We start from the raw sequence: 20,246 nt of genomic DNA on the forward strand, positions 1-20,246 counted from the left end.
ATTGAACAACAAGATTAAGACAGCTTTCAAGAGATCATATGGATTGAAGACTGAAATGTATAGGAATACAATGATATTCTTGATGGCGGGGAAATTGAAATTACCCACACGATCTTAAAGAGAACCATGCTTTATGATAAATCGCGTTCCACTTGTACCGTAATCTTTTCTAAAAAATTGTTCTAAAAAGAGTATATAACTTAACTATAAGGTTGATATACCCATAAACAACATTTCTTTAACACTCCCCTTCAATTTACTTACATTTCGTCTATTCAATTAATTACAGCCGAAAACCCCCGCTTACAGCTGATCTAGGTAAGATAATTTCATGTCAGCACTCCCAAACCCACTAAGAAATTTAACTTTATCACATATATCCTTTTTGATGTAAAATATTCATAGGCTATTAAAAATTACACTCCACTGTTTATTGCGATCATCCCTTTGAAAAAAATAGGGGGAGAGTAATATAGTTGCGTAGCAGATTGACAAAAACGTAGTGTTTTTTGGTATTAACTATATCCCCGATTTATTGTGTGGGGCATAAAATTCGATCCTCAAGCCTTAACAAAATACAAGTGCTGCCTATCTGGACAGTACATATTTTCATACCCGTTATCTTTTTAGGTCTAATTGTCATACCTCTAACTGTTTAAATATTAGGGAGTGGAATGTATGAAATTCGGTTTAACGCGTAGGGGTCCCTCTGGATTATCCCGCTGGGATCCATTTGAAGAAATAAAGCAGACACAGGAACACCTCAACCAGTTATTCAGAGAGATTCCCCCGTTCGGGGGCTGGCTCGAGGGCAAATCAATTGCCCCCCTGATGGATATAAAGGAAAAGGGTGACAATGTCATGGTCACTATTGACCTACCAGGTGTCGACAAGAAAGATATCGATGTAAGTGTGAAAGACAACATCATTGAGATCAGCGCAGAGTGCAAAAAGGAAAGTGAGTCTGAGGATGAGGGTTACACCCAGAGGGAGCGTACCTATAGACACTTCTCAAGATCTGCTGTTCTTCCATCGAACGTTACTGATGAAGGGGCAAAGGCAAAACTTGAGAATGGTGTTTTGACGATTACACTTCCAAAGACAAAGGCCGAAGAAAAACCAAAGATCATGATCGAGTGATCGATCATTCTTCTTTTTTTAATATCCCTGTTCTGGAATTTGTTTGCTGCATCCCCGACTTGCTGTGCGCTGGAGGTGAATGGGGATTATTATGGGATGGGTAAAATATTAGTGAACTGCTGTACTTGTCCACGGTTTACTTCAAAACGTTTGCTTTTCTCCATAGCATATTCTCTTTATCATCAATGCACTCTATACTTCCCCTCTCATTCAGGTCTTCAAGTATTTCTATCAGATCCGATTGTTTTATAGTTATACTGTAGCAGGCATCAAACTCGTTACAAATTAGCTGGGGGGTTAAAGTCCTCTCACCAATTATCTTTTCGGTAAATCCTGCGAGATCTTCGTAAGCAGCCCATGGGTAAATGATCCAGCGCCATTTAACTATCTTTTTGGCATAATAATCCGGCACGAAATCCGAACATATTTTATGCTGAAGGACTGCCGTTTTGATCTCTGCCGGTTTAAGGGATTTCAGGTATTCTACGGCAAGGCTTAGCGTTTTACCCGTATCTGTAACATCATCCACAACAAGGATCTTTTTACCATGAATATCAACAGAGAGTGGAAACTTGAGCTTTGCCGTTTCTTGAATGTCTGCTGCCCCTTTGTAGTGCTCAATCTTTATTGTTGTCAGGTCATCAAAAAGCAGGAAATCGCATACGACCCTGGCAGGTACATACCCACCTCTGCCTATCGCAATTATGATGTCAGGCAAATATCCAGAATCTTTTATTTTTTTAACAAGTATTTTAGCAAGGCTGTGTGCTTCTCTAAAACCCATTAAATCACATTTAAATGAGGTGCGATCAGCAGGTGGATATTTATTCGCAGTTGCCATTGACATAGAATATATTCTCATTCTGTAAAAAATGTTTCGGGAACATTTAGGCAGTTCACTTATGTTGGGCTGATTTGGCTACGCCTGACAGTATCCTTTGAATTCCTCTTCGGGCATTTTGTCATAGGTCACTCATGGGAGGCTATATGATTACAATATCTTTGAGGAAAGACGATCATCGTCATGTTACACTGAACGATTACCCACGTTGCAACAATGTGCTTCGTCTTTGTGTGGGGAATCATTATATGCCAGTAATGCAAGATTTTAATAAGTTAATGGGGGACACATGAAACTAATTATTTTATCAGATACCCATATTAGATCGGGGCAGTCGCTGCTAGAGTTGTTGCCGGATGATCTGGTCACAATTATCAAGAACAGTGATATATTGATCCATGCAGGGGATTTTGAGACACTGGAATGTTACAATGAATTGTCAGGTTTAGGAGACCTTGTGGCAGTCCACGGAGATACTGATGTACCTGAATTGATGGAACTTTTGCCTGAAAGGCAGGTCATTGAGGTTGAGGGTGTCAAGGTAGGGGTCATTCACAAAGGCCAACTGACATCTGATAACCCGGACGGGCTGCGCTATCTGGCAAAAGAGATGGGTGTGGATGTTCTGATCTTCGGGCATTTCCACCATCCGATCATCGAGGATTTTGAGGTACTTCTGCTCTCCCCGGGCAGTGCGATCGTGCCTGGAATTGCTGAACCCAGCGCCATAGAACTTGACATATTTGAGGGTAGGGTAAGGGGGAGGGTGATAAGGTGTGATGGGGATGTGTGCAGTTATTTTGAGTATGAGAGGAAGTGAGTTCGAGTGGATCAGATAATTTCATAAATATACAGAATAAATTACATATATTTCGATTTTTTTAAAATTCTGAAATTAAAATTGTATAAAGAAATAGCAGAAAATACAAGAGAAGAACGGGAAATAAGCAGTGATCAATGACGGTTTGGATTATTAGCTTTGTAGAGATCCTCTTTTCAAAATTCAAACATCAAAATCAATCAAGTCGTAGCAATATTTTGATTGATGACGGTATCGCCCAAGCAGTTGGAGTAGCATTGACAGAGAAAATAAAAAAGAGTGAGTTACTGTAATCAGGGAATGACAAAGTACAAATGCTGTCTACCAAAGCAGTTGTATTCGAGATAAAATAAATCAAAAGGATGTGCTTTCAAGATTAGTTGGTATGCTAAATCCAAATGTGCTACCTTTTCCAACTTCACTTTCAACCCAAACCTCACCGCCATGCATTTCAACAAATTTCTTGATAAGTGCAAGGCTAAGACCGGTACCCCCATACTCTCTGGTACTTGAAGAATCCGCCTGAAAGAAAGAGGTGAACAGTTTATCCTGATCCTCTGGTGAAATGCCAATGCCACTGTCCTTTACATAAATATGCACAAAGTCCTCTGATATTTTTCCTCCAATAGTCACAAAACCTCCTTGCTCCGTGAACTTAATGGCATTGCTCACGAGGTTGTAAAGAATCTGCTTGAATTTTATTGTGTCTGCTTTTATGATAGGTGTTTCAATGTCGATGTTACATGTCAGATCAATATTCTTCTGTGATGCAATAGGTATCATCAATGCTTCTACTTCATCAATAGCATCGGATACAAAAAATTCATTAATATGAAGTTCCATCTTTCCAGCTTCAATTTTTGAAAGGTCAAGAATATCGTTGATCACATCCAGCAAGTGTTTTCCGCTTGAATTAATATTGTTCGCATATTTTGTTTGTTTATCATTGAGCGTTCCGAAAGTTCCCAACAGTAACATTTCAGAGAATCCGATGACAGCGTTAAGGGGTGTGCTTAGCTCATGGGTCATATTTGCAATAAATTCGGCCTTGGATTTGTTGGCAGCTTCCGCAGCAAGTTTTGCATTGAACATTGCATCTTCTACTTGCTTGCGAATGGTTATGTCCTGCATAGTCCCAAACATTCGAATGGCCTGACCGGTTTCATTAAACGTAACTTCGGCTTCCTCATGAACAGTACATTCTGAGCCATCGAGCAAAAGAAGGCGGTAGTCAATACTATACGGTTTATGTTCATATATTGCCTTATTTATATTATCTTGAACAAACAACTCGTCATCAGGATGGACGAACTTTAAAAAATCCTCATTGGTATCCCCGAATTCCTGGGTTTCCATCCCAAGGATGTGATATATCTCTTCTGAGAATTTTAACTTATTGTTAACGATGTCCCAATCCCAATTGCCAAGATGAGAAATACGCTGTGCATTGGCTAAACTGGCTTCACTCTTACGTAGAGCTTCTTCCATCTGCTTCCGCTCGGTGATGTCTATCACCGAGGAATGGTAGCCGATCAGTTTGCCTTTTTCGTCCTTGATTACGGATGCAAGGCTCTGCGCGATAAATGTAGAGCCGTCTTTCCTTTTTGCAAGGTAGTTTCCTTCCCACTTGCCGGTCTTGTTGAGCGATTCGAGTATCGGCAATGCATCATCAGGATTAACAAAGAAGTACGGAATCGGGTGGCCGACAACTTCCTCCAGACTGTCATATCCCCATATTTCCACGAATGCAGCATTTGCATGATTAATTATACCGTCAACCTTGGAAGTGCTATTAGCGGAAAGCGATGACTCGAATACCTTGTTTTTCAACAGCAGCTCTTCTTCAATTTTCTTGCGCTCGGTGATATCTGTGAAGAAACCTACATTACATCCTCTTCCATTTATCAAGACATTAGTTGTGTTAATATCTGCATATAGCGTTGTTCCGTTTTTTCGCAAACAGGGTCTGGATGACGATAAGGTTTTCTCTCCTCGTGCCTGGCTCTCAAATTCAGAAATCGCACATTTCAGATCATTTTTCTGATGAATGTCAAGTACACTCTTTTGCAGCAATTCTTCTTCCGTATAACCTAACATTTTGCACATAGCTGGATTGGCAAACAGGAATTCTTTTGTTTCAATATCTGCAACAAGTATCCCCTCGGCAGTACCTTCAAACAACGCTTTGTATATATCTTCACTCTCCAGTAGCCCTTTCTCGATAGATAAATCACTCATCATCGTCCCCCCACAATTGCTCTTAACTATATCCCCGACTTGCTGTGCGTTGAAGATCCCAATCTTCAAAAAGTCATAAACGAGTCGATCAAGAGTAGAAGAAACAGGAACTCTTGATCTAATAGATAGGTTGTTGTCGTTCAGATATAGCCCAATCCCGTTATAATCGGCGTCTGATGCGTAAAATGGACTGAGGTCTCAAAAGGGACAACGGCTTTAAAATTGTACAAAGCCTTTTGAATGGTATAAAAAAGAAGGTGGATGACATATCATGGCATCAGTTTCAGGATAAGGGGCTTCTGCGACTTGCTGTGCGAAGGATGAACTCGAACCCTGAAAAATTAAAATTTAAAAACAGTGGCATTTTCTTAGATACCTATATCCCCGACTTATTGTGTGAGACCATGGTATCATGAAAAATATGAATTATACAAATAATTCTTTATTCCGAAACCTTAATAAATGATTAATCATTATAGATATGTGCAATGATTAATCGTGATAGATGGTCATTGCCCATAAAACCAGGAGGAAAGAAGAAATGGACACATACTACGCAGGATCTACAATGGATGAAGAAGACAGTATCCTTGAATGGACAAATAGAGGACTTAAAATTGATGGAAACGGAGCATTCATTGCCACCCTTACAGTATCCATTGCTCTGATGGCCTTCCTCAGACTTTCATCTTATGCTAACCTCTTCTAAGTAAAGGAGCCCTCCGTAAGACCGGAAACTCCTTTATTTAATTAGCTTTTTATTATTCTCCATTTTAGAAATTTATGATCACAAGCAACTGATAGCAATTCTACCCTTTTTATCTTCAAGCTCATTTTTCGAGTTACTTTTTTTCCATCCGACGATGACTTTGAACATTCGCATCCTCGACATAAGCCCGTAATATTTCAGCAACGCTCCATGCCTGGGAAATACATCCACCTGGCCTGTGTGGGAGATCACCATCAAATATCTCGGAGATACTTCCTATTCCACCCTCATCAAGATGAGATCCAAAATGGAGTAACAATTGCCTGCAATATTCCAGGCTTGAGGGAGATCTGTCGTGCACCTTTGCATATGCAGTAACGAATGGTCCGAGTAGCCAGGGCCAGACCGTGCCGTTATGATATGCACGGTCCCGGGAATCCCTGTCACCCCTGTATCTTCCAATATACTGGCTGTCAGCCGGTGACAAGGTCCTCAGGCCATAAGGGGTTAAGAGTTCTTCACCTATCTTTTCAACGATCATTTTCTCCTTTTCAGGATTAAGCATCGTGTAGGGTAGTGATACTGCAAATATCTGGTTCGGCCTGATGGATGCATCTTTACTGACAGACAGATCCTCATTTACGGAAGCGCAATCATAAAGGCACTTCTCCGTCGGGTTCCAGAAAGTTTTAACGAAATTGTTCTTTGCCAATTGAGATATTTCAATATACTGCTTTGTATCCGCACCTACCACTTCCCCCAGCCAGTTGGCAATACAGAGGGAATTGTACCACAAAGCGTTTATCTCGCATGCTTTCCCAGCCCTCGGTGTGATCTCCCTATCACCGATCTTCACATCCATCCAGGTAAGCTGACCTTCATGCTCAATAAGTCCATCCTCATCCATACGGATTCCGTATAGGGTACCTTCAATGTATTTATGGATCACTGACCCAACCGTATCCCACATTGTCATAACAAATTCGACATCCTTGGTATAGGAATAATATCTCCCAAGGGAATGGATGAACCAGAGGGAAGCATCAACTGTATTATAGTCAGGAGGAGAAAGACCGTCATCTGAAAAACGGTTTGGTATAAGGCCTTCTGAACATTGTTCAGAAAAAGTGGTCAGAATATCTTTTGCATCATTGAACCTTCCTGTTACAAGAGTAAGTCCCGGAAGCGAGATCATCGCGTCCCTTCCCCAATCCGCAAACCAGTGATAACCTGCGAGGATCGTTTTTGAACTGGTGGAGTTGCGTTGCACGATGAAAGAGTCTGCAGCATTGACGAGCTGCTTTGCGAGATCACCAGTCAAATTACAGCGATCCTGCAGAGATCTTTGTCTTGAAAGTTCCCTTTCGTGTTCAGAATTAACAAGTTCAGGATCGAATTCCAGGTTTTTCAGGATAGAATCCGAGGCTACAACATACATTTCACTTACATGATCCGATATCTGTCTTTCAAAATGACCAGGGTTATAGAGATCTTCCTGATAAGCTTCCCCTCGTTCACGTTCGAGGCTATATTCTAAATTATAGTACCAGTGTGGTTCCTGATCATATTGCATATTGGATCGCAGATGCAGAAGACCATCATCCGTCCCCAGCTGAACTCCTGTGGTACCATACACTTCACTAAAACTGATATCATCTGCCCTTCTAAGCTGGTGGAAATCCCTGTTGGTCACAAGAGGCAATATACGGAAAACGATGTCCTCATTATCAGGATTTAATAGTTTATACCTGACAATTGTGGTGTTCTGTCCATATATCATGAAGATATTCTTTATCAGCTTAATGTTCCCGATCCTGTACTCAAAGGTTGGTAACGGAGAAGCAGAAAAATGCTCGAGATATTTGAAACCTGAAGGATACACTGTATCGGGATACCTATGGACTGCAAGACGATGGACCACATTCCCAACAATGATCTCTTCATCAAGGGAAGAAAGCAGCACCCTACGGTCAACCGGAGGATTTGCAGAAGCGATCAGGAGACCATGGTATTTTCTTGAATTCTCACCAATAAGAGTAGATGATGCATATCCCCCGATGCCGTTCGTGATCAGCCATTCCCGGGAAATACCAGAAGCAGGATCAAATTCACCATTATATGTTACATATGGGGACATACGAATTACACCTTAAGATATATTCAGTTCGAACTTGATCTCTTTCACGCTTCTTTTAATTCGTTCAGAAGCAGAGCATTCTCGATAAATAGTGCACAGCTCCAGCCTAAAGGTCTGGCCCATGCAGCTCGCCCAGTGGTTTTATCCACCTGCTCGGATAAGAGACCGGTGCTGGTCGTGCTTCTAATTGTCCATTTTATGTATTCAAGTGCCTTATTCACCAGCAGGTCATATTCATCATCCTTATTCCCCAGTGATATGGCAAGAGTGAGCAGGGCACGGGAAAGCCATAATGTTGTCACTACCCACGGATTACCATCGATATAATTGTCATTTTCATAACGTTTGATCCCAAAATATCCATTGACCGGAACCCTGAGAGCACTTTCAATATGCTCTATCATTGAGAGTATCATGGCCTTTTCATCAGGATCGTTCGATGAAAGAAGAGCAAAAGGAATGAACGTGCCGATCATGCTCGAATCTACGGTTCTGTGGATATTGTTGTCAATAATACCCCGGGAAAAATAACCTTCCTTAAGCCACAGTTTCTCAATGGTTTCCTTCCTGACCAGTTCAGCCCTGTCGAACCATTTTTCTGCAAATATCTGTACACCATTTTCCTTAGCCAGATGAGCAGCACCTTTTAGACCGGCATAGATAGCAGCATTCGTATAACTGAATATACCTATTTCGGATTCCCACAGGCACCTGCATGGATCATGAAGACCTTGGACGGTCCTTCCCATCAGATATTCTGCACCCTCACGCACCGTTTCCCACATGGTTTCCAGAAATTCAGGTCTTTCAGCCACTTCCAGTTTCTGGTAATGGTGATCGATTGCATAAAGCGTTGAACCGGTCTCATCGATCTGCGTGGAATCATCAAAATTACCCCAGGAGGGAGCTTCCTTTCCATCCAACCAGTACCTCTGGAACCACGAACCATTAGGAAGTTGTGTTCTTTTGCACCATTCAAAGAACTTTGCCGCAAATTCAGGATAGCCGGCATTCAACAGAGCAAGAACGATTTCCACCGTATCCCGGTTCCAGCAGAACCCATATCCGCCACACATCTCAAAAGCAGGATCGAACTCCGGAGAAGCTACAAATGATCCCTCCTCAGGGTCATTCAGTAAGTTCAGAGAAAGTAATGAACGAACGTATAAGCTATGGACCTCTTTTTTGAAAAGGGGATCATCTTCCAGTACAGATAAGTCTAAAGCTCGCTTTTTTGATAACCATCGAACTGAGCGATCTTCAGATCCATGCATTATGTCAGCAGGGGACTGTTCCAGAACATCAGCCAGCAGGTCGTATATCGACTGCCTTTCTGAAGCGATACCGATAAACAGTGTGATCGTGGTACTTTCACCAGGCAGGAGGTTGAGCTCCCATCCAATCGAATTGTCCAGATCACCGATATCTTCAACATTTTGCTGGAGTTGTCCATCTTCCATATCACTTATGGCACTTGCCACCCATCCATTCTCCTGTATCTTACCAACCTGCCACTCCTCAAATCCCGGAGCACTTGACAGACCAATGTAGAAGTTCTGCATGTATTGAACAAGCAGACCGGCATCCAGATCACAGAAAGCAGAGTTTCTCCGATGGTTTTCTCCGGCCTGGAAATTAGAATAATAATAAAATTTGCCACTGATATGCTCTTTTGATGTGATCCCATACTTCCGTACAAGGACCGGCATATCCTGATGCATAAAGTCATGAATTGATACTTCGATGCCGGAAAAATGGGGCAGATGGGTTGTGATTACATTCGTATCATCCACATATTCCTGTTTTGAGGTCCATTCAGGAGAATCCGTCCATAGCAGACCCCCATTTGTGTAAATGCAGGCTTTGGACTCTCCAATATGTTGAGCCCAATCTCGCCGTGGGTAAAAAAATCCCAGTAGATTGCCTTTCTCACCCATTGATACAAGCAATTTATCATTGCCGAGTATAGCATTTGGATGCCTGATCAAATATATCTCTCCTTTTCAAGGATCATTCTTTGTTCATTTCAGCCAGTTTCCTGAAAACACAGGATTTGAAATCCAATAATGCTGCAATGAAATTTATGGCTGCATCATAGGGTGATGTATGGATACTGAAATACGAATGTACATCTCCATCTCCTAACCATTTTGTACTCATGTAGTAATAGTGATCAGATGTAAGAAGATGCCTCCATATGTTGATGAGCTTCGGATCATTCGTTCTTTTCACGTAAGGTCCAAGCCTTTTTGCCTCTTCGAAGCACCTACGCTGCATGTCGTTACCAAGCCATGCACTTGTATCCCTCTCCATATCCGCCCATGAGATCGTGTTAAAGTCCCCGACATCTACCTCTCCTACCGGTTCGTACTTCTCGACGATCTCAGAAGGAGTATTGAACTCAAGACCTTTGTTAAGAACCTCACCAGGTAAAGCCCTGAGGAAATCAAAGATACCGGAATCGGACCATTGATGCTCACCAAAGGTCTCGTAATCCATGAAGATGTTCATACAATCTCCTTTTTCTGTGGATGCCCAGTGTGCCCACTTGTCAGCAGTTAATGGATACTCTTCCCACCATCTCGCTGAGAAACGATAACCGATATCATCACTCATCTTATAGTTCCTGAGAAGAACGGGTAGGGCACAATCCTTTGCTTTGTAGACATGATTGGGGGATCGGGTGTCCAACAGCTGATCAACGCCTTCTGTAAGTATGGCTTTGTAACCCATGGATGAAACTGTTTCAGCAATACTGTTATTGTAAAGGAGTTCTGTGTTCCTGAAAACCTGTGGTTTTACACCAAGCAGGTCTGAAGTAAGCTCATGATGTTCCTGGACCTCTTCCCGAAACTCATCCTTGTCATCGAAAAGACTTGCAAGAGAATGATAATTGGTCTCATCGAGAAATTCCACCCGTTTTGAGTCTGCAAGTTGGGTGAAAACGTCAAGGACATCAGGATTCCATTTTTCGCACTGGCTTAGAAGAGTTCCGGTTATTGAAACACTGAACTTGAAATTGCCTTCATGCTGGTCAACGAGCTCTGCCAAGAGGGTCGTGGCTGGAAGGTAGCACTTGCGGGCAACCTTCTCGAAGATACTCCTGTTTATTGCAACATCGAAATACCTTTCAAAACCTTTAGAGTCATCCGGCCAGAACCACTTCAAACGGTACGGTTGATGGAGCTGGAAATACATACATACGGACTTCATACCTTCACTTCCAGTATAGCACGTTTAAAGTCCGAAATTGCGGAGAAAATATTGACTGCCTTTTCATAACCAATATTCTGGTTATCAGACCCCATCTCCAGCAATATTTCGCTTTGCTGAAAGTATCGGTAGATACAGTTCAGTTTTTCATATTCAGGAGCACCTTTTATGGACTGGATGATCTCACCGATATTTATCAGTTCATGCAGGTACAGGTGCTGAGGGTGATTGCCCAGCAAATTATGCATCCCATAGCGAGAAGTGGACTTGTTCATGATAGATGGAAGTTCCTTTGTCTTAAAATTCTTCAAAGCTTCTTCAGGTGTTATCATGGAAATTCCATATTTCTCAAAACTTGCCGGAAGATCGATGAGGAATTGAAGTATATCGCTTCTGTTCTGCTGATGGGAAAGGATGGAACTGTATTTGAAATGTAATGTGGTCACATCGCCTTCCATGTTGGCTATCCATGAAGCAAATTTATCAGCTATCAAAGGATAGCTTATCCATTTCTGATCTGAAAAGCGGATCTCTATATCTTCACTTAAGGGTATGTGACGCAACAACGTCGGTATATGATTATCATAAACCTGGTTTGGATCATTTCCATACAATAGATTCTCCGAACCTTCTGAAATAAGGCACTTGAACTTCATCTCCTTAAGGATCGTACTGAGCTCCTTTGTAAGTATTAGCTCAGTATTTATAAAAGTCCGGGGATTAACATTGAAGATCTCCTTGATCTTATCCCGATGCATGGAGACCTGTTCTTTAAATTCCTTATTATCAGGGAAAAGGGATGATATGGAATGGTAATAGGGTGATGCTGAAAAGCCGGCACCTCTGTCTTTTAGCTCCTGAAATGATTCAATTACAGCAGGATTCCACTTACATTGATCTAAAAAGATCCCGGATATATCAAAAATATACTTTGCGCCGTTATCTATAGAATCCAGCAAAGCTTCATTCGTACGAATTATCTCCGGGACATTTTTTTCTAAAGCAGAGTACATTTTGGGCTGATCAAAATATGTTTCGAATTCCGGAGGGCGGTACCCCTCCGATGGCCAGTACCATTTTAGCACACAAGGAAGATGTACTTCTGAACAGATGCAAACCGACTGCATTCCCAAGCCTCCTATTTTATTATATTCTCGATGGCATCAGTATTATTGATCGCCATAATTTAGTTTTTGAGAGCATCAAGGTATGCTTCACTTGTTTGTTCTGCGATCTTGAGCCAGTTGTACCTGGTCTCGATAAGTTCTTTACCGGCTTTTCTCATGCCACCATTGGAGAGGTCATCAAGCACGTAATTTATGCCCCATGCAATAGACTTCGGATATTTGTGTACAAGGATACCATCAACGAAATTGTCGATTATTTGGACAGCATCTGTTGCAACGATGGTCCTTTCAGCATCCCAGCCTTCAAGAACAACGATCCCAAAAGGTTCGTTCCTGCTTGGAATACAGAGAATATCACATGCATTGATCCAGTCCTTAGCGGTTTCATCATCCACATATCCCAGGAAATGACAACTATCTGAAACATTTTCTGTATTTACGAGATGTTCGCAGTGAGGGCGCATTTCACCTTCACCAATAAAAACAAATTTCGTGTCCCAGCGATGATCCATCACTTCAGGGATAGCTTCAACAAGCATATCCGGACCTTTTTGGTAGCTCATACGTCCTATGAACAGAACAACCGGTGCGAGAGGATGAATACCTAATCTTTCTTTTACTTCACCGGCGTCAACGTCCTTTTTCATTTTGCCATGAAAGATACCATTTGGAATGATCGAGATCTTCTCATCGGGTATCTGGTACAGGAACTTGATCTCATTTGTAAGTTGTTGTGATGTAGATATGACCTTTATGGCTTCATAGCCAGCTTTCCATTCCCTGTGAGATATTTCCTCGGCTTCCCACCAGTTTCCATGTATGTTACCATTACGTCCCCATTCGGTACTGTGATATGTGAACATAAAGGGTATCCCAAATTCATATTTGATCCTTGAGACCACATTGAAAGGATGCCAATCATGTGCATGCAATATATCGAACTTGCCATATTCCTTCGTAACATCAAGGAATCTCGAGTACATTGAATCACACATGCTATCCATTTGCTGAACAATGCCTCCTGAGAGAGAATGGTCTACCCGATGATAGTGAACTCCATTCACTTTCTCATATGGTTCCAGTCCATTATTTCTGGTAAATATGTGGACTGAATGTCCCTTCTCAGCAAGAGCTTCAGCAAGTTCGGAAACATGCGGAGCTATACCACCCACTTTTATCGAGTGTAAACTCTCCCAAGAGAACATCCCGATCTTTAAATTTTTCCCCATTTTTGATCAGATCCAATTAGTTTATAGTATTCATTAAATATTTTTATTAGTACTTAAGCGTATCATTCAGAACCATCCTTAAAATTACCCTGAAGATATTTCACAGCCGTTTCCGGAGGCATTGTATTAATGTATACTTCGGTATTTTTCTCAAAACCCGCTGCCTTCGTTGTAACCGGTTGAAGCTTTAAGTTAAAGTGATATCCAGGTTCATCTCTTAGTTGATAGAACATGTAATTATAAGGTATCTCACCCATATTGTCCCGGAGACATGAAAGAGCAGAACGTATTGCTTTTCCCAGAGAGTTCAACTGGTTCTGATCAAAGCCTGAGATATGATTTGTATGTATCTTAGGCAGGATCCACATCTCATACGGGACCTTTGAGCAATAAGGCGTTATAACCGTAAAATGCTCATTTTCATATAAGAGCCTCTCACTTTTGCTTTCTTTTTCTACGATATCACAATAAGGACATCTTGAAAATGATCCGATGACCTTCATTTCTTCCATTAATAACGGAGGTTTAATGGGCATTGCCATTAGCTGGGAATGTGTATGTTCCAGAGACGCACCTGCCTTTTCCCCCCAATTCTTGAACAGTGAAACGTATTCTATATTATCAATGGCTTCGTAGTGTATTACACGATCCTGATAGACCTTCATAAGCAATGACATCTCTTCATCTGAAAGATCAGGGATCATATTCTCATGCGAAGGTGTTTCAACAATAACTTCATGAAAACCATAACCTGGAAATACCTCATGATCTGAATTAACTTCACCTGCATCCGGAGCAAGTGCAGGATAAAGATTTGGCATGCAACGCACATCCCATCCTGTTACTCTTGAACTTTCGGAATCTTTCAGAATACTGCCATTTTTATAAACAGCAGTTGCAAGAGGTGTTTTATCTTCTTCGCCTGCACAAAAAACACATTTATTGGAGGCCTGTTCTTTCTTTTCTGTTTTGAACACTGAAGGTCTTTTACTTCTTCCTGGTGCTATTATGCAATATTCATCCAGAAAATAGTGCTTGCGTATCTCTGACATATTCCCCATCATCCCCAATATAGATATATTCAATTTCTTTTCATAAGAGCAATACTTTTCTTTTACAGGTCCTTAGCTCATTTTGGTTTTGTACCTGTAAGCATCTCATAGTATTGCTTAGTAGGTTCCTGCCAGTTCATATCCTTAGCAAGGAGATTTGCTTCCTGGCAGAGGAAGTTGTATTTTGTCTTATCATCAGTGTAAGTGTCTATGAAGTAATCCAGGGTAAGTGCATAATCTGCTATCGTTTCAAGATAGGCAAGATCGATATTATCAACTACCAACACCCCACCCATACCCATCACCAGACGCTTGGCAGTGCTTAACGCATCACTGAATCCACAAACCTTGCTGACAATGCTGGGAGTTGCTTCCTTTCCAGCTTCAAGGCCAGTTAACAGGAAAGGTTCGTACCGTGAGGGGAATATGCCGGCAATACAACCAGCCATGAATTCATCGACATTCATGTTGAACCCGCCATCATGATCTGACAACCACTGGGGATAAAGAACAGCAGAGACATACCTGTCACCATTTGGAAGTTTGGAACATTCAAGTCCCCTGCTCTCTATCATATTTTGGATCCGTAATTCTTCACCGATAAGTATATCTTCATTGAGCATGATCGGGAAATTTTCCGGCAGATTTGTTTTTGGACCATGAGCAGTTATGATGAAACACACAACCCTGTAGTCCCCATCAAGCCTACCGGCTTCGACCTCGATCCTTACCATCCTGTCAAGAAGGAGAAGTGAATCCAGTAGGTCAGGATAGCCTTTATTTTCAATTTCGATCCGTGAGATAGAAAATATAGGAATGATCTTTTCCGGAAGAAGCTCTACACTGTCATGGGCATTATAAAGTTTACTGGCAGTTAATTCCTGGATCTTAGTACGGCATTTTGACTTTTTATCCAATAATTCATCGATGTCCTCTATCTCAAGATCGATCCCATTCCTAACAACAATGGAATCAATACCATAGAACAATTTGATCTCTTTTTTTGTAGAATCCCCTACTGCAGTTACAACATCTGCATATGAGGACAACGACTCAAGAGTTGCCATATTCTTTGGAACCCCGTCTCCCCAGGAACCATCATTGTCACGTATTTTCTTTATAGAAAGGTGTCCTGCAACTCTTCCTGGAATAGTTGCATGATAGGTTGCAACTGTATTGATCGTAACACCGAGCTTCTTGAGTCTGGCAATTGCATAAAATACCCCGAACTCGTGGCAGTGCAATGAAACATACAATGTAGGCATCAAAGAACTGGCAAATTCGGATATCAGTTTATCTTCATAGACACTGGCAGTCTCCTCTCTGAGAGATACGAGAGTATGAACAAATTCAGATATTGCATATGAAAGATTAAGATAATGTGCATATTCGGTCCTGTTCCCCATATCCTCATATAATAAGGAATCAATGCCAATGAGGTCATAAGCTTCAGCCTTGATCTTATTTTCCAGACAAATATGTTCGCCTTTATATTCAACGACCACTCTGCAAAAATCATTGGTCTTGAACATCAAGTAAACAATTTCTATCTCTTTGATCTTTATGACTCCAGCAAGAAGTTCAATGCCTTTTACCCGGAGTTCGTCAATGATCGTTGAAAGTTCTTCATCGGGGACAAAATCTTCAAATTCACTCATATCTGTAATACGGTTCAGACCTTTGTTCCAATCCGAGCCACTATGCCCATAATAAGAACCCACAACGAAAATTCTTGGAGTCGATTCCTCTTCGATGGTCCCGTCTTCAAGCATTTGAGCAAGGTTATTTACTTCCGCATCAATAACATTCCATATACCGCCCATCTTATTGGACTTTGGACCAGCTTCTTCACCGGCAATAATAATACACTTACGTTCGATCACCAAGTACCCCCCGGACTTATTAATTGTTTATAGACATTGGCAATATACTATATTAGTTTTCGTAAAGTTATCGGCTCTGTGGAGATCATCAACCAAAATAAACACACGATCTTGGCTACACGTGCTGAATTATAGCTGAAAACTTGCAATATTAATGTAGAATGTAAGAATAAGTTTTTATCAATAAAGCTCAAAATTACTAATATGATCCCAAAACTTTACTTGTATTCCTTTGGTGTCTGGGTGCTGTTCATCATACCTGCCATACTAAATGGCATATCAAGAGGTCTTTATGCACCTTATACAGGTGAACTTCTTGCCCACCAGATAAGTTCAGTGATCTTCAGCACGATCATATTTGCAGTCACCTATGTTTTCCTGAAATATTCAGGTGTTTCGGGGACATCTGTGCAGTTCATTTATGTTGGCCTTATGTGGCTGTTCCTGACAGTATCCTTTGAATTCCTCTTCGGACATTTTGTCATAGGTCACTCTTGGGATCGCCTGCTCTATGATTATAATATCTTCGAAGGACGCATCTGGTTACTTGTGCTTATTGTAATAGCGACATCCCCCTGGCTTGCCAACAGGATCCTGTCCTAAAGTCCAGCAGGAGCTTGGAATCACCGATATTACCATTGATCTTATCAGGGAATGTTATCAGTAGTAGATCATGGGCCAGATTACGTGCCAGATGCTGTAGTCTGCGAGACGCCAGACGACAGGGGGCCAGAAATCCATACTTTCGGAAAAGGGTAATGGGGATCAGGTTACCTGCAAATATAAATATAAAAAGTCCGCATGCGAAGACAACACTTGTAAGCATTCCCATCTGTTACATGCCCATTATTTGCATAGTTGGTTCCCATAAGCTTGCAAGGATGGCAACTGCTACAAAGACCTGTGTTTTCCTTGCTCCTTTTAAGATCACCGTTGAGATAAGCCATGTAAGAGTTACCACTGGGATGAGGTGGTATAATATCTCAAGAAATATCCCGCCGCTCAAATTAACAGGAATTGAGAAAGGGAATACCACATGAATATTAGGCAATCGAAGGACTAATCCGACAAGTATCTCTATTATGGAAAAGCCGATCCCCAAAGCAATTGGGATGGCGAACCTCTGTCTGTTCGGGATATCCTTATCCCAAATCTCCGGGAAACCCGCTTTGGTGGCAAATTTTATACAGATCGAACCGAGAACAGCCACTACGATTATTGCTGACCATGTACCTGTCCATTGTTGTACTATGGGGATGAGTGACATCAAAATATTCCCAGGTGGCCTTCCCAAGTAGCATCAACATGACCAATCCTAAGAATGTCTGGTCAGATGTTGTCAGTTTATTCATAGCAGAAATTTATACTGATGTTTTACATAAACATATGTATTCATTTTTCGGCTCTGTAGAAATCCTCATTTGAATAATAAAAATAACCCTGACATACCTGTCAAGGTTATGCACTAATAACTTGAATTTAATTTCTTGGATCTCTTCAACATCGTGTGGGTAACTAAATTTATTTACACCTGCCTTTCAAGCGTCATGTAATTCAAATAACTAATGCAAATCGCAATCGAATGGATTGGAATGCCACATCACAATTAAAAGATTATACAGGGAAATTATCTATAATTGCGAATATTTACTTGCAGGACGTTAAAATTACCCACTCGATGTTAATGAGAACCAATTTCTTTTAGTTGATTCCAGTACTTTTTTGCCTTAATTTCTTCACCATATTTTCTTTTCAAGACAGAGAACATCGTTTCTACCAGATTTCTATTATGATACATTTCCTCATCAAATTCCCATTTCATTTTCCTACGGTACTTTCCTTTGATCTTCTTTCTTTTCATCTGTCTCAAAGGAATCATAGCGATTGATCCTAGTTTTTCCCTTGCAAGAGAATGTATATATTCAGAATCGTAACCCTTATCCATCACATAATAATTTGATCTGCGAGTTTTATGACATTGCTTTAGCAATGTCATCGCATGCTTTGAATCGTGTACAGGTTTTCCTGAGATCTTAAAACCAGTGACAAGAAACTTATTAGTATCAACAGAAATACTGGTTTTCAGGAAAGATCTTCGTTTCTTTTCTGTTCTCCACGAATAATAGTAACTACAATGACCACTCGTAAATCCACTCGAATCAATGGCAGTTATCTCAATCTTTTCACCATGAGAATAAAAGAGTTTTAGTGTTTGCTGTAGCAATCCGCTGAAATAAATAGAGTTGAGTCTTGTAATGAATTTATGAAGCGTAGTAAAGTGTGGAACTTCTTTAATTCCGATTCTTGATTTGACCTTATCCATTACTTCGACAAGTTCAACAATATCTCTATAATCTTCATTCAGATACTCTTTCAATAAAACCAATGTCAATAGCTGGTGTTGTGTATATTTTCTTTTGGAATACTTGCAACTATAGATCTGAAGGTGTGAGTTACCTGATACAGCTAGCGCTGCATCAACAAACTTTAAATATTTGTTAGACAAAACACATTCATCCCTTTTGTGTTTTCTGTGATACGTAATACTCAGGGGATTAATCCTTTTTAAAATTTTATGTGAAAATTAAATAGAAAACCTATCAAAATCAACATATATAGACTGGAATTGGGATTATATTCCAACATCATGTAACACATTCCATAATCTTTTCAAATTGGATTAGTGTCCGAATATCGAGGATTTCTACAGAGCCCATTTTTCAACTATTTGGTCGATGGCTGTGGGTCAATCAGAGTAGTTGATTGTTCCAATATGCTTCATTTATCTCATTTTTCCTTACACATAATTCTGTACTCCGAAACATCAATAAACGATTAATCATTATATATATGTGCAATGATTAATCGTGATAGATATTCATTGCCCATACAACTAGGAGGAAAGAAGAAATGGACACATACTATGCAGGTTCCACGATGGACGAAGAAGACGGTATCCTTGAATGGACAAACAGAGGACTTAAAATTGATGGCAACGGAGCATTCATTGCCACCCTTACAGTATCCATTGCTCTGATGGCCTTCCTCAGACTTTCATCTTATGCTAACCTCTTTTAAAGTAAGGGAGCCTTCCGCAAGAACCGGAAACTCCTTTATTTTATCAGCTTTTCATTATTCCCCATTTTACAAATTTGTGGTTACAAGTAACTGATACCAATTCCGCCCGAAAATGTTCAAGTATATGTTACGGGCAGGTACATTTTCTAGATTATATATATATATATATATAATGTATGAGCTATGCTCAGAATGGTACCAGTAGTCTTGAAAAAAGAGTTATGCTTTTAAAGCGAAAAGCTAATTTGATGATCTCACCATTTACTTTAGCATTTCAAGCTTCCATTTTGCATTTTCTCTATAATGCCATTATCCTTTACTGAATAAAATAATCTTTTTTTGGAAATGAAAGATACTTTGTTGCTCATTTTCGAAAGCATAATGTACCGGACCAAGCCCTTTGAAATAAATGATCAAATGAAAAATGGGTGGTCTCAAATTGAGACCCGAAATTCTGCTTTACTGAGGGTAGGTTGCTGACAAACTTGACCCATCTATATTAAATGTGAACGTTAGTTCTTTAGTTTTGTACTTAACTTCATTGGAATAGAATGTCAATGTTCCCGATCCATCGGTCAGCCCGGAATCAACATCTGTAGTAGCACCGGTCCAAGATCCAGATACTGTATTACCTGCTACATCATTTTGTATGGTCACAACTGCCTTAGCAGAAACAAATAGATTTTTGCCTGCATTTCTTGTTATGATATCCACACTATCAATAGATATTGTATTTTCGAGTGGGTCCGTAGCATTGGTTATAGTCACGGTAGCGCTGG

The 20,246-nt window shown here is 40.6% G+C and carries 16 protein-coding genes and 2 pseudogenes; 6 read left to right on the forward strand and 12 right to left on the reverse strand.

Annotated features, from left to right (window positions below; all coding sequences use genetic code 11):
* Both KDK67_RS10745 and KDK67_RS10750 read left to right on the forward strand, forming a co-directional pair.
* A pseudogene (locus tag KDK67_RS10745) lies at positions 1-118 on the forward strand (site-specific integrase); the annotation flags it as partial.
* Between the two features lie 560 nt (positions 119-678).
* Positions 679-1,140: an Hsp20/alpha crystallin family protein gene (locus tag KDK67_RS10750; protein WP_250868804.1), complete on the forward strand. Its 462-nt coding sequence runs from the start codon at positions 679-681 to the stop codon at positions 1,138-1,140.
* A 136-nt stretch (positions 1,141-1,276) separates the two neighbouring features.
* On the opposite strand, the gene KDK67_RS10755 is transcribed toward KDK67_RS10750, so the two are convergent.
* A complete protein-coding gene (locus KDK67_RS10755) occupies positions 1,277-1,987 on the reverse strand; it encodes a phosphoribosyltransferase (protein ID WP_250868805.1) in 711 nt (236 codons plus the stop codon).
* A 283-nt stretch (positions 1,988-2,270) separates the two neighbouring features.
* Here KDK67_RS10755 and KDK67_RS10760 point away from each other — a divergent pair, with 283 nt between their 5' ends.
* The gene (locus KDK67_RS10760) at positions 2,271-2,801 is read left to right on the forward strand and encodes a YfcE family phosphodiesterase (protein WP_250868806.1); all 531 of its coding nucleotides are present in this window, start codon (positions 2,271-2,273) and stop codon (positions 2,799-2,801) included.
* A 354-nt stretch (positions 2,802-3,155) separates the two neighbouring features.
* Here the strand turns inward: KDK67_RS10760 and KDK67_RS10765 are convergent, their stop codons facing one another.
* Positions 3,156-5,039 carry a PAS domain-containing sensor histidine kinase gene (locus tag KDK67_RS10765; RefSeq protein WP_250868807.1) on the reverse strand — a complete coding sequence of 628 codons (1,884 nt, stop codon included), beginning with the start codon at positions 5,037-5,039 and terminating at the stop codon, positions 3,156-3,158.
* Positions 5,040-5,580: 541 nt separating this feature from the next.
* Here KDK67_RS10765 and KDK67_RS10770 point away from each other — a divergent pair.
* The gene (locus KDK67_RS10770) at positions 5,581-5,748 is read left to right on the forward strand and encodes a hypothetical protein (protein WP_172362339.1); all 168 of its coding nucleotides are present in this window, start codon (positions 5,581-5,583) and stop codon (positions 5,746-5,748) included.
* A gap of 133 nt (positions 5,749-5,881) precedes the next feature.
* Here KDK67_RS10770 and KDK67_RS10775 read toward each other — a convergent pair whose 3' ends face one another.
* The 7 genes from KDK67_RS10775 to KDK67_RS10805 all read right to left on the reverse strand — a co-directional run bounded on the left by KDK67_RS10775 (position 5,882) and on the right by KDK67_RS10805 (position 16,389).
* Positions 5,882-7,885, reverse strand: coding sequence for an amylo-alpha-1,6-glucosidase (locus tag KDK67_RS10775; RefSeq protein ID WP_250868808.1), 2,004 nt, complete (start codon positions 7,883-7,885; stop codon positions 5,882-5,884).
* Positions 7,886-7,929: 44 nt separating this feature from the next.
* Complete coding sequence (locus tag KDK67_RS10780; RefSeq protein ID WP_250868809.1) at positions 7,930-9,873, reverse strand: glycoside hydrolase family 15 protein; 1,944 nt, start codon at positions 9,871-9,873, stop codon at positions 7,930-7,932.
* A 22-nt stretch (positions 9,874-9,895) separates the two neighbouring features.
* Positions 9,896-11,098: a glycoside hydrolase family 57 protein gene (locus KDK67_RS10785; protein WP_250868810.1), complete on the reverse strand. Its 1,203-nt coding sequence runs from the start codon at positions 11,096-11,098 to the stop codon at positions 9,896-9,898.
* Positions 11,095-12,225, reverse strand: coding sequence for a glycoside hydrolase family 57 protein (locus tag KDK67_RS10790; protein WP_250868811.1), 1,131 nt, complete (start codon positions 12,223-12,225; stop codon positions 11,095-11,097). The genes KDK67_RS10785 and KDK67_RS10790 overlap by 4 nt, the downstream gene beginning before the upstream one ends.
* Before the next feature lie 59 nt (positions 12,226-12,284).
* A complete protein-coding gene (locus KDK67_RS10795) occupies positions 12,285-13,454 on the reverse strand; it encodes a glycosyltransferase family 4 protein (protein ID WP_250868812.1) in 1,170 nt (389 codons plus the stop codon).
* A gap of 62 nt (positions 13,455-13,516) precedes the next feature.
* Entirely contained in the window at positions 13,517-14,506 is a 990-nt protein-coding gene (locus KDK67_RS10800) for a galactose-1-phosphate uridylyltransferase (RefSeq protein ID WP_250868813.1), read from the reverse strand.
* 77 nt (positions 14,507-14,583) lie between these two features.
* Positions 14,584-16,389: a glycosyltransferase gene (locus tag KDK67_RS10805; protein WP_250868814.1), complete on the reverse strand. Its 1,806-nt coding sequence runs from the start codon at positions 16,387-16,389 to the stop codon at positions 14,584-14,586.
* Between the two features lie 204 nt (positions 16,390-16,593).
* On the opposite strand from KDK67_RS10805, the gene KDK67_RS10810 reads away from it, so the two are divergent.
* Positions 16,594-16,992, forward strand: a complete 399-nt coding sequence (locus tag KDK67_RS10810; RefSeq protein WP_250868815.1) for a hypothetical protein — start codon at positions 16,594-16,596, stop codon at positions 16,990-16,992.
* A 232-nt stretch (positions 16,993-17,224) separates the two neighbouring features.
* On the opposite strand, the gene KDK67_RS10815 is transcribed toward KDK67_RS10810, so the two are convergent.
* The gene (locus tag KDK67_RS10815) at positions 17,225-17,656 is read right to left on the reverse strand and encodes a hypothetical protein (RefSeq protein ID WP_250868816.1); all 432 of its coding nucleotides are present in this window, start codon (positions 17,654-17,656) and stop codon (positions 17,225-17,227) included.
* 426 nt (positions 17,657-18,082) lie between these two features.
* Positions 18,083-18,895: pseudogene (locus tag KDK67_RS10820) on the reverse strand (IS5 family transposase); the annotation flags it as partial.
* 404 nt (positions 18,896-19,299) lie between these two features.
* On the opposite strand from KDK67_RS10820, the gene KDK67_RS10825 reads away from it, so the two are divergent.
* A complete protein-coding gene (locus KDK67_RS10825; RefSeq protein WP_250868817.1) occupies positions 19,300-19,467 on the forward strand; it encodes a hypothetical protein in 168 nt (55 codons plus the stop codon).
* A 459-nt stretch (positions 19,468-19,926) separates the two neighbouring features.
* On the opposite strand, the gene KDK67_RS10830 is transcribed toward KDK67_RS10825, so the two are convergent.
* Positions 19,927-20,246, reverse strand: a 320-nt coding sequence (locus tag KDK67_RS10830) for a hypothetical protein (protein WP_250868818.1), incomplete at its 5' end; no start/stop codon positions are given.

Origin of the sequence: Methanococcoides seepicolus, assembly GCF_023684405.1 — an archaeon.
Lineage (GTDB): Archaea > Halobacteriota > Methanosarcinia > Methanosarcinales > Methanosarcinaceae > Methanococcoides > Methanococcoides seepicolus.

Coding starts and splice junctions, on each gene's coding strand:
- KDK67_RS10825 (WP_250868817.1), top strand. CDS start 19,300: ATGGACACATACTATGCAGGTTCCACGATGGACGAAGAAGACGGTATC.
- KDK67_RS10750 (WP_250868804.1), top strand. CDS start 679: ATGAAATTCGGTTTAACGCGTAGGGGTCCCTCTGGATTATCCCGCTGG.
- KDK67_RS10770 (WP_172362339.1), top strand. CDS start 5,581: ATGGACACATACTACGCAGGATCTACAATGGATGAAGAAGACAGTATC.
- KDK67_RS10755 (WP_250868805.1), bottom strand. CDS start 1,987: ATGTCAATGGCAACTGCGAATAAATATCCACCTGCTGATCGCACCTCA.
- KDK67_RS10795 (WP_250868812.1), bottom strand. CDS start 13,454: ATGGGGAAAAATTTAAAGATCGGGATGTTCTCTTGGGAGAGTTTACAC.
- KDK67_RS10775 (WP_250868808.1), bottom strand. CDS start 7,885: ATGTCCCCATATGTAACATATAATGGTGAATTTGATCCTGCTTCTGGT.
- KDK67_RS10790 (WP_250868811.1), bottom strand. CDS start 12,225: ATGCAGTCGGTTTGCATCTGTTCAGAAGTACATCTTCCTTGTGTGCTA.
- KDK67_RS10785 (WP_250868810.1), bottom strand. CDS start 11,098: ATGAAGTCCGTATGTATGTATTTCCAGCTCCATCAACCGTACCGTTTG.
- KDK67_RS10760 (WP_250868806.1), top strand. CDS start 2,271: ATGAAACTAATTATTTTATCAGATACCCATATTAGATCGGGGCAGTCG.
- KDK67_RS10800 (WP_250868813.1), bottom strand. CDS start 14,506: ATGTCAGAGATACGCAAGCACTATTTTCTGGATGAATATTGCATAATA.
- KDK67_RS10765 (WP_250868807.1), bottom strand. CDS start 5,039: ATGAGTGATTTATCTATCGAGAAAGGGCTACTGGAGAGTGAAGATATA.
- KDK67_RS10810 (WP_250868815.1), top strand. CDS start 16,594: ATGATCCCAAAACTTTACTTGTATTCCTTTGGTGTCTGGGTGCTGTTC.
- KDK67_RS10815 (WP_250868816.1), bottom strand. CDS start 17,656: ATGTCACTCATCCCCATAGTACAACAATGGACAGGTACATGGTCAGCA.